We start from the raw sequence: 13,429 nt of genomic DNA, 5'->3' as shown, positions 1-13,429 counted from the left end.
TCCAAACCGTCGAGGCGGTCAGGGCCGGCGCATGCGGCACATCGCAGGCTGCTCGGCACGCGCCGCCTCGATCTCTCGCACCACGCGGAAGCCGTAGCCCGAGCCCTCCACATCGAAGGGCACGCCGGGCGCGCCCTGCCTGTCCATGACGCCGACCACCAGCGCCTGCTGGAACTGGTGGTCGGCCGCGCGCATGCGGCCCTTGCGCCCGGCCAGCGCCACCTCGGCGCCTTCCAGCGCCTGCGCCACGGCCACCGTGTCGGTGCTGCCCGCACGCGCCATGGACTGGGCCAGGGCCTCGATCATCAGCTGCATGCGCATGTGCACATAGTCATCGGCAGGCCTGGGAAAGCGCTCGCGGAATGCCTTGTAGAAGGCCTGGCTGTCGGGGCCCGGCACGTTGGGCAGCCAGTCGGCCACGGCCAGCACCTTGCCCACGCCGGCCTCGCCTAAAGCGGCGGGTGCACCCAGCGCATTGCCGTAGAAGGTGTAGAAGCGGCCGTCAAAACCCGCCTCCCGCGCGGCCTTGACCAGCAGCATCAGATCGTTGCCCCAGTTGCCCGTGATCACGGCCTGGGCGCCGCTGGCCTTGATCTTGGCGGCATAGGGCGCAAAGTCCTTGACGCGGCCCACGGGGTGCAGCTCGTCGCCCACGATGACCACATCGGGCCGCTGCGCGGCCAGCTGGCGCCGTGCCTCGCGCAGCACGGCCTGGCCAAAGCTGTAGTCCTGCCCGATCAGGTAGGCGCTGCGCACGGCCGCGTCCTCGCGCAGCACCTGCATCAGCGCGGCCATGCGCATGTCGGCATGGGCGTCGAAGCGAAAGTGCCAGAAGCTGCAGCGCTCGTTCGTGAGCGCAGGATCGACGGCCGAGTAGTTCAGGTACAGCACGCGCCGGGCCGGATCGCGCTCGTTGTGCTTGGCAATGGCATCGACCAGCACGGCCGCCACGGCCGATGAATTGCCCTGCATGACCACGCGCGCACCGCCGTCGATGGCTGCGCGCAGCGCGGACAGCGCCTCCTCGTTCTGGCCCTTGCTGTCATGGCGTTCGATGGCCAGGGGCCGGGCGCCGCCCTGCGCGGCCGGCAGTGACACACCGCCGCGCGCATTCACGCGCTCGGTGGCCCACAGCAGGTTGCGGAACACGGCCTCGCCCGTGTTGGCAAAGGGGCCGGACAGGCTTTCGATCAGCGCCAGCCGTATGGGCTCGCCGCGCGGCGGGGGCACGGGCTGTCCGCGTTCGTTTGCGGCCAGGGCCGCCAGCGCGGGCGCCGCAAATAGCGCCATGGCACCGCTTTTCAAGACCTTGCGGCGCAATTTATTCATGGCTTTTTCCCTCTTGAAATGCGTTCAACGCCGCTCAACTACGCTCCATGCGGCGACAACTTCGATGAAGCCGCGCAGTTTATAGGAGCCACTTCACCATGATCTTCTCGCCTGTTCTCCGCCGCAACGCCTTCAACCCCCAAGCCGCCGATCTGGCCCTGCAGCGCTTCCTGCAAGGCACCCTGGGCAACGCCGCCCACTCTCCCTCGTCGGTGCAGGTGCAGCGCGATGAAAAGGCCACGACGCTGCAGCTGGATGTGCCCGGCCTGTCCCGCGAGCAGCTGCAGCTGAGCATCGAAGGCGCCGTGGTCCGTCTGTCCAGCGTCGAGGGTGCGCCCCGCCAGGTGCAGCGCGCCTGGGAGCTGGACCATGAGATCGACACTGCCGCCAGCAGCGCAAAGCTGGAAAACGGCGTGCTCACGCTGTCCCTAGCCCGCCTGGAGCCGCAGAGCAAGGCCACCACGCTGAGCATCCAGTAAATCCGGTCAGCGAGTTTGTGCACCCGGGCTGTCAACCAATCCTTTCTTCCCTCCTCTTAGCAAGGTGACAGCCCGTTTTCAAAGCCCGGCACATGCCGGGCTTTTTTTGTGCGCAGGCTGCGCATCACAGGTGCCCCGCCGCACAGCGCGGCGATGGGGAAGGCAGAGGCGGCCGAAGAATCAAGCCAGCGAATCGAGCGGCCAGCGCGGCTTGACGTCGAAGGCGTAGTGCCGGTTGGCCACTTCCCGGCCCGCCTGCAGGCGCATGGCGGCGGCCATGGCGATCATGGCGCCGTTGTCGGTGCACAGGTGCAGCTCGGGGTAGTGCACGCGCAGCTTGCGCTTGGCGCAGGCCGCATCCAGCTGGGAGCGCAGCAGCCGGTTGGCACCCACGCCGCCGGCCACGACCACGCGCTTCATGCCGGTCTGCTGCAGCGCGGCCAGGGTCTTCTTGACCAGTACCTCGACGATGGCGGCCTGCGTGCTGGCGGCCAGGTCGGCCTTGCGCGCCTCCAGGTCATCGCCCAGCTTCTTCGCCTGGGTCAGCACGGCCGTCTTCAGGCCGGCGAAGGAGAAGTCCAGGTCGCCCGAATGCAGCAGCGGCCGGGGCAGCTTGAAGGCCTGGGCATCGCCGCCTTCGGCCAGGCGCGAGAGCACGGGACCGCCCGGATAGGGCAGGCCCATGAGCTTGGCCGATTTGTCGAAGGCCTCGCCGGCCGCGTCATCGATGGTCTCGCCCAGAATGGCGTAGCTGCCCACGCCATCCACGCGCATCAGCTGCGTGTGGCCGCCCGAGACCAGCAGGGCCACGAAGGGGAATTCGGGGGGATCGGCGCTCAGGAAGGGCGACAGCAGATGGCCTTCCAGGTGGTGCACGCCCAGCACGGGCTTGTTCAATGCCGCAGCCATGGCGCAGGCCACGCCCGCGCCTACCAGCAGCGCGCCGGCCAGGCCGGGGCCGCGCGTGAAGGCGATCACATCGACCTGGTCCAGCGTGCGGCCGGACTCCCCCAGCACGTTTTCGGTCAGCGGCAGCACGCGGCGGATGTGGTCGCGGCTGGCCAGCTCGGGCACCACGCCGCCGTAGGCGCGGTGCATGTCGATCTGGCTGTGCAGCGCATGGGACAGCAGCGTGGGCACGCCCGTGCCATCGGGGGCCTCGACCAGGGCCACGCCGGTTTCATCGCAGGAGGATTCGATCCCCAGAATCAGCAAACTCATGGGGCTGAAGTGTAGAACCTGCGGGCGCGGCGCACGGCCACCGGCATCAATGGCCCCTGGCAGGCGGGCAGTTGCACGGCCGGCGCTCCGCTACAGGTTGTCTATGTAGGAAGAGCGCGAGAACCGCACGGGCTCGAAGCCGTCGGAGGTCCAGATTTCGCTGGCGATCAGTGCCTGGGCATCCATCGGGCGGGCAAAGTAAAAGCCCTGCAGCTCGTCGCAGCCCAGCGCCTGCAGCACTTCGCGCTGCTGCTGGTTGGTCACGCCTTCGGCCACCACGCGCAGCTCCAGCGCATGGGCCAGGCGCACGATGGCATCGACCACCGCCCGCGCATCGCTCTTGAGGGCCACGTCGCGCACAAAGCTGCGGTCGATCTTCACCTCGTCGGCGCACAGCTGGCGCAGCAGGGCCAGGCTGGAGTAGCCGGTGCCGAAGTCGTCGATGGAGATCTGCACGCCCATGCCCGTGAGTTCGGCAATCACGGCCATGGTGGTCTTGTCGTCCTCCATGGCCACGGACTCGGTGATCTCGAAGACCAGTTGCTCGGGCCGGATGTGGTGCCTTGCGATCGCCTCGGCGATGAACTGCGCCAGCCGCGTCTGAAAGAGCTGGTAGCCCGAGATATTGATGGACACCCGCATGAAGCGCCGCTCGCGCGCCCATTGCGCGGTCTGGCGACAGGCCTCGTCGATGACCCAGTCGCCGATCTCGCTGATCAGGCCGAAGCGCTCGGCCAGCGGGATGAACACGCGGGGACTGATCAGGCCGAACTGCGGGTGGTTCCAGCGCGCCAGCGCCTCCACGCTGCGGATGCGGCCCGTGCGGGTATCGATCTTGGGCTGATAGAACAGCACCAGCTGCTGGCTGGCCACGGCGCGGCGCAGGGCCTGCTGCAGGTCGAACTGCGCGGCCACGCCCTGGCGCATGCTTTCCTTGAAGATGGCGTAGGTGTTCCCGCCGGCACGCTTGGCCGTGTACATGGCGGCATCGGCCGCCGCCATGAGCTTTTCCTTCTTGCCATGGTCGGGATAGATGGCCACGCCGATGGAGCTGCTGATGGAGACCGCTTTTCCTGGCAGGTCGAACGGCTGGCTCAAGGCCTTCTGCACGCGGCCTGCCATGGCCACGGCGTCGTCCACCGAAGCCAGGCAGCCCAGCAGCAGCACGAACTCGTCGCCACCCACGCGCGCCAGCGTGTCCGATTTGCGCGTCATATGGCCCAGACGCACGGCCACCTGGCACAGCAGCGCATCACCGGCGGCATGGCCCTCCACATCGTTGATGGGCTTGAATCCATCCAGGTCGATGTACAGCAGGCCCACGCGCACCGGCCCGCAGGGCCCCGGCTGCTCCACCGAGCTGTCGGCGCGCGCAATCGTGCGGCCCAGCCGGTATTCGAACAGCGCCCGGTTGGCCGTACCGGTCAACGGGTCTCGGAAGGCGATGCGCTTGAGCTTCACATTGGCGCGCAGCAATTTCTCATTGCTCTGCTTGAGCGACTGCGTCAGGCGCTGCGCCTTGCAGCGCATGCGGATGTAGAGCACCGAGCACACCAGCAGGAAGGCCACGAACGCACCGGCACCCCACGGGCCGAGGGCATGCCATCCAGCGAACCAGACGCCCTCATCGGCCAATTGCGCCGACGCGACGCCATCCGGGGCAGCCGCAAGCACCTGACCCTGCGCCATGCAGGGCAGCAGCGAAGCCAGCCAGCACGCAAATGCCGGGCTGCGCCAGCGCGCAGGCATCCACCGGGACACCCCATCGGTCATGAACAGCGAATGCATGGGGAAAAACCGATCTTCTCGTGATATTTCAAACTCATGCCGATTCAGCCTCACTGCCGCATTGCGCAGCCCAATGCCGTGGTCTGCGTTGCCATGTGCGCCGGATGAACGGGGCTTTTCTTGAAAAACCGCCCCATTCGCTTTGCAAACATTCGACACGCTTACACGTCAGTTTGTGTATCGAAAATTTCAAATCATTAAAAAAATTCTATCAAATCATCGATCCCGTGCCCATGCAAGCACCGCGCGACGCCCCCGGCATGGGAATTGCATCCAGGTCCCTTGCACCAAGGCAAACTGCATCAAGGCAGGCAGACAGGACCAAGCCCCCCATGAAAACCGCTCTCAACTTTCTTGTGGCCGCGCGGCAGTGCGAAATCGGCGAGCTGGAGCAACTGCAGCGCACCAGCGCCCTGGTGGATCTGCTCAGCCGCCTCATCCATGCGCTGCAAAAGGAGCGCGGCCTGTCCAACGTGTTTCTGGCCAGCGCAGGCGCGCGCGGCGGCCAGGCACGGCTGGCCCAGATGGCTGAGTGCGACCGCATGGCCGCTGCGGCGCGCGACGGCTTCGAGCTGGTGGACATGCAGCCCGGTGGTGCGGGACTCACCGGCCACCCCGGCCATGGCGCGCGGCTGTTCAGCCGCATCGCCCATGTGCTGCAGTGCCTGGACGCCCTGCCCGCGCTGCGCGAGCGCGTCGCCAGCCGCACGCTGTCGCCGGAGGCGGCCACGGCCCTCTATATCGATCTGGTGGCCGGCCTGCTGGCCGTGGTCTTCGAGGCGGCGGACAGCGCGCCCGAGCCCGGCATCTCGCGCCTGCTGGTGGCCTTGTTCAACTTCATGCAGGGCAAGGAGTTCGCGGGCCAGGAGCGCGCCACGGGCGTGGCGGCGTTCGGCGCGGGCGTGAGCGATGCGCCGCGCCAGCAGCACTGGCTGCACCTGATCGCCTCGCAGGAGCGCTGCTTTCAGGTCTTTGCGGAGTTCGCGCCGCCCCATTCCCTGGCCCTGTGGCAAGAAAGAAGTGCGGCCGACGCCACGCTGGCCGTGATCGAGCGGCTGCGCCGCGTGGGCTGCACGGCCACGGCGGGCGCGCCTTTGTCCGTGGAGATGGCCGAGCCCTGGTTCGACAGCTGCTCGCAGCGCATGGACGCGCTGCAGACCGTCGAGGCCCGCCTGACGGCCGAGCTGCAGCAGCAATGCCAGCACCGCATTGCCGATGCCCGCGCCGCCCTGCAGACGCTGCTGCAGGCGCCGCAGGCATTGGCAAGCGCGCCGGTCTCGGCCACGCTGGCGCCGGGCGAGCTGCAGCCGCCGGCCGCACGGCTGGGGCCGCAATTGGACCGTTCCGTGATGGACCTGGTGCAGGACCAGTCGCAGCGCCTGCAGGCCATGCAGGCCGAGCTGGAGACCGTGCGCGCCACGCTCACGGAGCGCAAGCTGCTGGAACGCGCCAAGGGCCTGCTGATGGCGCGGCGCCAGCTCAGCGAAGGCGAGGCCCACAAGCTGCTGCGCCAGACCGCCATGAACCAGAACCGCCGCCTGGCCGATGTGGCGCAGGCCGTGCTTTCCATGGCCGATCTCCTGCCGCCCGCGCCTTGAACGCTAGGCCGGTGCGAGCCATGCTGCAGTGCAGCACCGACTTGGTGCCATGGAACGCACCAGAAGGTGGCCCGGCGAGGACTGCAAGGCCGATGGACGGCATGGCCCCCTGTGAACACGGCCTGGCACGCTTTCTGCATTGACTCTGGCAACTCCCGGCCAAAGGCGGCCGGGACCCCGGTCTTGATTCAAGGCCCCAGGACAACGGCGTCACTCTCCCCGCGCAGCGCGGCTGGAGAGGACGCCGTTTTGCTTGGAACAGAGCCCGTTTGCAAGTGTTCCATTCCCGACAATCGAAGGAGTTCCGCCATGGCGTCAAGCCCCAAGCCCACCACAGGCCCTCTCACCGCCGGCCCGGCCCTGCCCCGGCGCGACTTTCTGCGCCAGGCCGGCACGCTGGCAGGCGGTGCGGCGCTCTACACCCAGCTGGGCCACCATGGCGCCTGGGCGGCCGGCTCGGATGCGCCAGAGAAGAAAGAGGTGCGCATCGGCTTCATCCCGCTGACCGACTGCGCCAGCGTGGTCATGGCTTCGGTGCTGGGGATCGATCAGAAGTACGGCGTCAAGATCATTCCCTCCAAGGAAGCGAGCTGGGCCAGCGTGCGCGACAAGCTGGTCAACGGCGAGTTGGACTTTGCCCACGTGCTCTACGGCCTGGTCTACGGCGTGCACCTGGGCGTGGGCGGCGCCAGGAAGGACATGGCCGTGCTGATGACGCTCAACCACAACGGCCAGGCCATATCGCTGTCGAAGAAACTGGCCGACAAGGGGGCCGTCAATGGCGCGGGCCTGGCCAAGCTGATGGCCAGCGAAAAGCGCGAATACACCTTTGCCCAGACCTTTCCCACGGGCACGCATGCCATGTGGCTGTACTACTGGCTGGCGGCCAACGGCATCCACCCGCTCAAGGATGCCAAGGTCATCACCGTGCCGCCGCCGCAGATGGTGGCCAATATGCGCGTGGGCAACATGGACGGCTTTTGCGTGGGCGAGCCCTGGAACCACCGCGCCATCATGGACGGCATCGGCATCACGGCCGCCACCACCCAGTCCATCTGGCAGGACCACCCCGAAAAGGTGCTGGGCACCACGGCCGAGTTCGCACGCCAGAACCCCAACACGGCACGCGCCGTGACGGCGGCCATCATCGAGGCCAGCCGCTGGATCGACGAGAGCCTGGCCAACAAGACCCGCATGGCCGAGACCATCGCCGGCAAGGCCTATGTGAACACCGGCGTGGACGCCATCAACCAGCGCATCCTGGGCCGCTACCAGGACGGCATGGGCAAGACCTGGGACGACCCCAACCACATGAAGTTCTACGGCGAAGGCAGCGTGGGCTACCCCTACCTGTCCGACGGCATGTGGTTCCTGACCCAGCACAAGCGCTGGGGCCTGCTCAAGGACCACCCCGACTACCTGGGCGTGGCCCGCTCCATCAACCGCCTGGACATCTACCAGCAGGCCGCCACCGCCGCCAAGGCCCCACTGCCCAAGGCGGAGATGCGCAGCAGCAAGCTCATGGATGGCACGGTCTGGGACGGCAAGGACCCGCGCAAGTACGCAGACAGCTTTGCCATCAAGGCCTGAGAGATCCCCTTTGAAGCCCCACCCCACAGAGGAACACACCATGGTCAGCGCCGTCTTCCACTTCCCGGCCGAATCCGCTGCCGCGCCGGCAGCCGCTTCCACACCGATCTCCGCGCAGGTCTCAGGGCCCGCCGCTCCAGCCGCGCCGGCCACCCAGGCCCGGGCGCCCGCCGCCCCGCGCGACTGGGCAGCGCTCTCGCGCGCCTTCTGGCTGGCCGTGCTGCCGCCGCTGTGCGGCCTCGGTTTGCTGGTGGGCGTGTGGTCCCTGGTGGCCGCGGGCTCGGGCCAGAGCATTCCGGGGCCCCTGGCGACCTGGCAGCAGGCGGTGGAGATTTTCAGCGACCCGTTCTACCGCAACGGCCCCAATGACCAGGGCGTGGGCTGGAATGTGCTGGCCTCGCTGCAGCGCGTGGCCGTGGGCTTTGGCCTGGCGGCGCTGGTCGGCATTCCGGCCGGCTTCGTGATCGGGCGCTTCAACTTCCTGTCGCGCATGTTCAACCCGCTGATCAGCCTGCTGCGCCCGGTGTCGCCGCTGGCCTGGCTGCCCATCGGCCTGCTGGTCTTCAAGGGCGCCAACCCGGCGGCCATCTGGACCATCTTCATCTGCTCCATCTGGCCCATGCTCATCAACACCGCCGTGGGCGTGCAGCGCGTGCCGCAGGACTACATGAACGTGGCGCGCGTGCTCAACCTCAGCGAATGGAAGATCGCCACCACCATCCTGTTCCCCGCCGTGCTGCCCTACATGCTGACCGGCGTGCGCCTGGCCGTGGGCACGGCCTGGCTGGTCATCGTCGCGGCCGAGATGCTCACCGGCGGCGTGGGCATCGGCTTCTGGGTCTGGGACGAGTGGAACAACCTCAACGTCAAGAACATCATCATCGCGATCTTCGTGATCGGCATCGTGGGCCTGCTGCTGGAGATGGCCCTGGTCAAGCTGGCAACGGCATTTACGTTCGAAGAGGTGAAGGCATGAATGCATCGTCCAAGTTCATCGAGGTCCAGGGCGTGGAGCAGAGCTTCAAGACCGCCAAGGGCCTTTTTCCGGCACTGCGCAATATCGACCTGACCATTGCGCGGGGCGAATTCGTCTCGCTGATCGGCCACTCGGGCTGCGGCAAGTCCACCCTGCTGAACCTGATCGCGGGCCTGACCACGCCCACCACGGGCGTGCTGCTGTGCGCCAACAAGGAGATCAAGGGCCCCGGGCCCGAGCGCGCCGTGGTCTTCCAGAACCACTCTTTGCTGCCCTGGCTGACCTGCGAGGGCAACATCCACCTGGCCGTGGAGCGCGTCTATGGCCGCACGGAAAGCCGCGCCCAGCTCAAGGCACGCACCCTGGCCGCGCTGGAGCTGGTGGGCCTGGCCCATGCCGCGCACAAGCGGCCCGGTGAAATCTCGGGCGGCATGAAGCAGCGCGTGGGCATTGCGCGCGCGCTGTCGATGGAGCCGCAGGTGCTGCTGATGGACGAGCCCTTCGGCGCGCTCGATGCGCTCACGCGCGCCAAGCTGCAGGACGAGCTGCTGGAGATCGTGGCGCGCACGCAAAGCACCGTGGTCATGGTCACCCACGACGTGGACGAGGCCGTGCTGCTGTCCGACAAGATCGTGATGATGACCAACGGCCCGGCAGCCACCATCGGCGAGGTGCTGGAAGTCGGCATCGCCCGGCCGCGCAACCGCGTGGCGCTGGCCGAGGACGACCGCTACCGCGAGTGCCGCAAGGCGGTGATCGACTTCCTCTACACACGCCAGGGGCATGTGGAAAAGGCGGCCTGAACCTTCGCCGGTCCTGCCGCCTTCCGGGCCCTGCACATTGCGGGCCGGCCGGGCCCCGGCTCAGTGCCGGCCCGAGATGTAGTGCTCCAGCTGCTCGATGATGAACTTCTGCTCGGAGATGATGTCCTTGACCAGGTCTCCGATGGAGATCAGGCCCAGCAGCTTGCCGCCCTCGTCCACCACGGGCAGATGGCGCAGCCGGTTCTCGGTCATCACCGCCATGCATTCCTGCGTGGTCTGGGTGGGGCCGACGAAGAGCACGTCGCGCGTCATCACGTCGCGCACCAGGGTGGCGCCCGAGGTGCGCCCCAGCAGCGCGATCTTGCGCGCGTAGTCGCGCTCGGTGACGATGCCTGCGATCTCGCTGCCCTCCATCACGAGCAGGGCGCCAATGCCCTTGTCGGCCATGAGCCGCAGCGCGTCGAGCACGGAATCGGTAGGCGCGATGCTGTACACCGCGCCGCTGGCCTTGGACTTGAGAATGTCTGCAACTGCTGTCATGGGTGCCTTTCAGTCGTTCGCCAATTCGGTTCTAGTGTCATCCGAACTGCGCCCAAAAAGCAACAGGGCCAGCGCGTGTATGCACACGCACCGGCCCTGCCCGTTACCCTGATCCCAACCTATCCGTTGGTCCTGCAATAGAGCCGCCTGCAGCGCATACGACTGGCGCTACCTAAGCGAGGGACGCCGAGCAAGAGCCGCCTCGCGGCGGGGGCGCCTAGCCGACGGCGTCGTCCCCCTCCCGCGAAGCGAGAGAGGGGGCGCCGTGCAACGGGAAGCCGCGAAGCGGCTCAGGGGGTGTTGCATCATTTCAGCGGCGGCCGCCCAGCAGGCTGCCACCAATCTTCATCAGATCGCTGAGACCTACCTGGCCGTCGCCATCCTGATCGAGCAGGCTGCCCAGCAAACCACCACCCAGACCGCCCTGCTGCTGCGCCTGCGCATGCTCGCGGCCCAGCACCTGGCCCAGGCCGCCGGCATCCATGCCGCCTGCGCTCACGCGCTGTGCAAGAAAGGACATGACGATGGGGGCCAGCAGCTGCAGCAGCTGGGCCGCGCCGCCGCTGCCCAGGCCCGTGGCCTGGCCCAGTCCGTCCTGCGCGCGCTGCTGGTTGCCGCCCAGGATGTGGCCCAGGATGGCCGCGCCATCGAGCCCGCCCCCTGCATTGCCGCCCGCGCCTGCGCCGCCGCCCAGCAGCGAGCCCAGCAGGCCGCCGAGGTCCAGGCCACCGGCGCCGCCGCCGCCGCTGGCCGCGCCATGGTCGCGCTGCAGAGCGCCGAAGAGATTGGCCGCGCCCTGCGGATCGGCCGCATTGCGGCCCAGCGAGGCCAGCAGCACGGGCAGGGCCGCGCCCACGGCGCTTTCGGTCTGGGCGGGGCTGGCGCCGATCTGGTCCGCCATCTGCTGCATGGGCGCGCCCTGCAGTTGGGCCATCAGTTCGGCGGCCAGGGAAGAGCTGGAGTTCATGGTCGTTCCTTCATCCGGTCGCCCGGTCAACACAAAGCCACATGGTATGCGCAAGCCTGCGCAGCGCACATGACGGTGCCACGTCCAAGTGTCAACGATGTTTTCCAGCGCCCGCAGGAACCCGCAGGGATCAGGTCGTGGTCAGCACCCTCTGCGGCTGCGCGCGCGCCTGCCGCATCTGTGGCGGGCTCTGCACTTGGCTGCGTGCCTGGCTGCGTGCCTGGCCGCCTGCCTGGCTCTGTGCCTGGGCCTTCATGGACCGGCGCAGGGCCACGGCATCGCCCGCTGCGGCAGGCGAGCGGCCCGTGGCGTCCAGCCGGAACACCTGCACGGTTTCCGACACGGTCTGCGCCTGGGCCTGCAAGGCCATGGCCGATGCCGCGTTCTGCTCGACCAGGGCCGCGTTCTGCTGCGTGATGCTGTCCAGATGCGCCACGGCCGCGTTGACCTGCGAGATGCCGCTGAGCTGCTCGCTGGAGGCGCTGTGGATCTCGCCGATCAGCAGGCTCACGCGCCGCACCAGATCCAGCGATTCGATCATGGTCTTCTGCGCCACCTCGGTCCTCTGGTTGCCGTCCAGCACCTTGGCGGCGGAGTCGTCGATGAGCTCGCGGATCTCCTTGGCCGCCGCCAGCGTGCGCTGCGAGAGGCTGCGCACCTCGGCCGCCACGACCGCAAAGCCCCGGCCCTGGTCGCCCGCGCGCGCGGCCTCCACCGCAGCGTTCAGCGCCAGGATATTGGTCTGGAAGGCGATGGAGTCGATGAGCTGCGTGATCTCTCCGATGCGCCCCGACGCGGCCTGGATCTGCTTCATGGTGGCGGCCACGCCATCGACGGCGCCGCTGCTGCGTTCGGCCACCTCGCTGGCCTGGGCGGCCAGGTCCGTGGCCTGGCGGGCCGAGTCGGCCGTGTGCTTGACGGTGCCCGTGATCTCCTCCATGGAGGCCGCCGTCTGCTGCAGGTTGCCCGCCTGGGTTTCGGTGCGCGCGGACAGGTCATGGTTGCCCTGCGCGATTTCCCGGCTGGAGATCTGCATCTTGTCGCTTTCCTCGCGCGCATCGCGCACGATGGACAGCAGGTTCACGTTGAGCTGGCTCAGCGCCTTCTGCAGATCGCCCACCACGTCCTTGCGCGTGATGCGTATGGTCTGCGTCAGGTCGCCGGCCGCCAGGCGGTTGGCCAGCAGCACCATCTGCGCCAGCGGCGCCACGGTCAGCCGGTAGGCCCAGGCCCCGGCCAGGCCCGTGAAGATGCAGACCGCCAGCCAGGCCAGCGCAGACCATGCGTCCAGCGTATGCCCACCGGCCAGCGCCGCGCCAAAGGCCGCCGCCACCACCATGAAGAAGATCAGCACCAGCTTGCCGGCCAGGCCCAGGCTCAATGCGTTGGCCAGGCGGCCGCGCAGGTTGTTGCGCAACAGGTGGCCGGCACGCAGCACGTGGACCCGGCGCCCGGCGTCTTTTTCGGCGCGCATGGTGGCGTAGAGGCGCTCGGCCGCATCGGTCTGCTCGCGCGTGGCCTCGGTGCGCACCGACATGTAGCCCGAGGGCCGGTCGCCCTCCATCAGCGGGGTGACATTGGCCATGACCCAGTAGAAGTCGCCGTTCTTGCGCCGGTTCTTCACGGGGGCGGACCAGGGCAGGCCCGCCGAGATGGTCTCCCACATGTCGCGGAAGGCTTCCTCGGGCATGTCGGGGTGGCGGATCATGTTGTGGGGCTGGCCCAGCAGGTCTTCGCGCTCGTAGCCGCTGACCTCGATGAACATCGGGTTGCAGTAGAGGATGCGGCCCTTCAGGTCCGTGGTGGAGACCAAGGTCTGGCCCTTGGGAAACGAGTACTCGCGCGTACTGACCGGCAGATTCACTCTCATAGGCATCCTCCCTTGAAGAAGAAAAATCCTGCGTGCCCCATCCGGCCCAGCGAGCCGCTGGCCGGAGTTCAAAGTTTTTACCCCGAACCGCCACATTTGAAACAAATAAAAACAAAATCTCCATTGGATTCAGACATCTGATAGGACCGTATCGATAGCACGCGCACCGCTTTGATGCATGCGGCGCACCAGCCTGGCACGGCCGCGCGGGCTCGCGTCCCCGGGCGATCAGTCGCCACAGGGCAGCAGGCCTGGCACGCAGCTTGCTAAATACCGGGCGTGGCCATGAAGGGCCGCAGGGCCAGGC

11 protein-coding genes are annotated in these 13,429 nt (G+C 67.8%); 5 read left to right on the top strand and 6 right to left on the bottom strand.

Annotated features, from left to right (window positions below):
* Window positions 1-18: 18 nt before the first annotated feature.
* Window positions 19-1,329, bottom strand: coding sequence for a branched-chain amino acid ABC transporter substrate-binding protein (locus tag IB269_RS27920; RefSeq protein ID WP_192368855.1), 1,311 nt, complete (start codon window positions 1,327-1,329; stop codon window positions 19-21).
* A 98-nt stretch (window positions 1,330-1,427) separates the two neighbouring features.
* Between IB269_RS27920 and IB269_RS27915 the strand changes: the two genes are divergently transcribed.
* On the top strand, window positions 1,428-1,808 hold the full coding sequence (locus IB269_RS27915) for an Hsp20/alpha crystallin family protein (protein WP_034391459.1): 381 nt from the start codon (window positions 1,428-1,430) through the stop codon (window positions 1,806-1,808).
* 180 nt (window positions 1,809-1,988) lie between these two features.
* Here the strand turns inward: IB269_RS27915 and tsaD are convergent, their stop codons facing one another.
* Together tsaD and IB269_RS27905 are read right to left on the bottom strand one after the other, a co-directional pair.
* Window positions 1,989-3,029 (bottom strand): tRNA (adenosine(37)-N6)-threonylcarbamoyltransferase complex transferase subunit TsaD, encoded by a 1,041-nt coding sequence (gene tsaD, locus IB269_RS27910; RefSeq protein WP_063326779.1) that lies wholly within the window; start codon window positions 3,027-3,029, stop codon window positions 1,989-1,991.
* Between the two features lie 90 nt (window positions 3,030-3,119).
* Window positions 3,120-4,817 carry a putative bifunctional diguanylate cyclase/phosphodiesterase gene (locus IB269_RS27905; RefSeq protein ID WP_192368854.1) on the bottom strand — a complete coding sequence of 566 codons (1,698 nt, stop codon included), beginning with the start codon at window positions 4,815-4,817 and terminating at the stop codon, window positions 3,120-3,122.
* Window positions 4,818-5,149: 332 nt separating this feature from the next.
* Between IB269_RS27905 and IB269_RS27900 the strand changes: the two genes are divergently transcribed.
* From IB269_RS27900 to IB269_RS27885, 4 genes are all read left to right on the top strand, one after another.
* Window positions 5,150-6,415, top strand: a complete 1,266-nt coding sequence (locus tag IB269_RS27900; protein ID WP_192368853.1) for a nitrate regulatory protein — start codon at window positions 5,150-5,152, stop codon at window positions 6,413-6,415.
* A 309-nt stretch (window positions 6,416-6,724) separates the two neighbouring features.
* Window positions 6,725-8,005 (top strand): CmpA/NrtA family ABC transporter substrate-binding protein, encoded by a 1,281-nt coding sequence (locus IB269_RS27895; protein WP_192368852.1) that lies wholly within the window; start codon window positions 6,725-6,727, stop codon window positions 8,003-8,005.
* A gap of 40 nt (window positions 8,006-8,045) precedes the next feature.
* Window positions 8,046-8,981 carry a nitrate ABC transporter permease gene (gene ntrB, locus IB269_RS27890; RefSeq protein WP_063326783.1) on the top strand — a complete coding sequence of 312 codons (936 nt, stop codon included), beginning with the start codon at window positions 8,046-8,048 and terminating at the stop codon, window positions 8,979-8,981.
* The gene (locus tag IB269_RS27885) at window positions 8,978-9,784 is read left to right on the top strand and encodes an ABC transporter ATP-binding protein (protein WP_013803472.1); all 807 of its coding nucleotides are present in this window, start codon (window positions 8,978-8,980) and stop codon (window positions 9,782-9,784) included. Before ntrB ends, IB269_RS27885 begins: the two co-directional genes overlap by 4 nt.
* Before the next feature lie 60 nt (window positions 9,785-9,844).
* Here IB269_RS27885 and IB269_RS27880 read toward each other — a convergent pair whose 3' ends face one another.
* From IB269_RS27880 to IB269_RS27870, 3 genes are all read right to left on the bottom strand, one after another.
* Window positions 9,845-10,285: a CBS domain-containing protein gene (locus IB269_RS27880; RefSeq protein ID WP_012204294.1), complete on the bottom strand. Its 441-nt coding sequence runs from the start codon at window positions 10,283-10,285 to the stop codon at window positions 9,845-9,847.
* A gap of 310 nt (window positions 10,286-10,595) precedes the next feature.
* A complete protein-coding gene (locus IB269_RS27875; protein ID WP_063326784.1) occupies window positions 10,596-11,252 on the bottom strand; it encodes a DUF937 domain-containing protein in 657 nt (218 codons plus the stop codon).
* A 130-nt stretch (window positions 11,253-11,382) separates the two neighbouring features.
* Entirely contained in the window at window positions 11,383-13,122 is a 1,740-nt protein-coding gene (locus tag IB269_RS27870; RefSeq protein ID WP_192368851.1) for a PAS domain-containing methyl-accepting chemotaxis protein, read from the bottom strand.
* Window positions 13,123-13,429: the final 307 nt, after the last annotated feature.

It is taken from the genome of Delftia sp. DLF01 (genome assembly GCF_014852125.1).
In the GTDB taxonomy this organism is placed as follows: domain Bacteria; phylum Pseudomonadota; class Gammaproteobacteria; order Burkholderiales; family Burkholderiaceae_C; genus Comamonas; species Comamonas acidovorans.
This window is presented reverse-complemented; position numbering and strand designations above follow the sequence as displayed.

Bases quoted from the DNA above. Each gene is read 5' to 3' on its own strand.
- IB269_RS27920 (WP_192368855.1), bottom strand. From the start codon at position 1,329: ATGAATAAATTGCGCCGCAAGGTCTTGAAAAGCGGTGCCATGGCGCTA.
- IB269_RS27915 (WP_034391459.1), top strand. From the start codon at position 1,428: ATGATCTTCTCGCCTGTTCTCCGCCGCAACGCCTTCAACCCCCAAGCC.
- tsaD (WP_063326779.1), bottom strand. From the start codon at position 3,029: ATGAGTTTGCTGATTCTGGGGATCGAATCCTCCTGCGATGAAACCGGC.
- IB269_RS27905 (WP_192368854.1), bottom strand. From the start codon at position 4,817: ATGCATTCGCTGTTCATGACCGATGGGGTGTCCCGGTGGATGCCTGCG.
- IB269_RS27900 (WP_192368853.1), top strand. From the start codon at position 5,150: ATGAAAACCGCTCTCAACTTTCTTGTGGCCGCGCGGCAGTGCGAAATC.
- IB269_RS27895 (WP_192368852.1), top strand. From the start codon at position 6,725: ATGGCGTCAAGCCCCAAGCCCACCACAGGCCCTCTCACCGCCGGCCCG.
- ntrB (WP_063326783.1), top strand. From the start codon at position 8,046: ATGGTCAGCGCCGTCTTCCACTTCCCGGCCGAATCCGCTGCCGCGCCG.
- IB269_RS27885 (WP_013803472.1), top strand. From the start codon at position 8,978: ATGAATGCATCGTCCAAGTTCATCGAGGTCCAGGGCGTGGAGCAGAGC.
- IB269_RS27880 (WP_012204294.1), bottom strand. From the start codon at position 10,285: ATGACAGCAGTTGCAGACATTCTCAAGTCCAAGGCCAGCGGCGCGGTG.
- IB269_RS27875 (WP_063326784.1), bottom strand. From the start codon at position 11,252: ATGAACTCCAGCTCTTCCCTGGCCGCCGAACTGATGGCCCAACTGCAG.
- IB269_RS27870 (WP_192368851.1), bottom strand. From the start codon at position 13,122: ATGAGAGTGAATCTGCCGGTCAGTACGCGCGAGTACTCGTTTCCCAAG.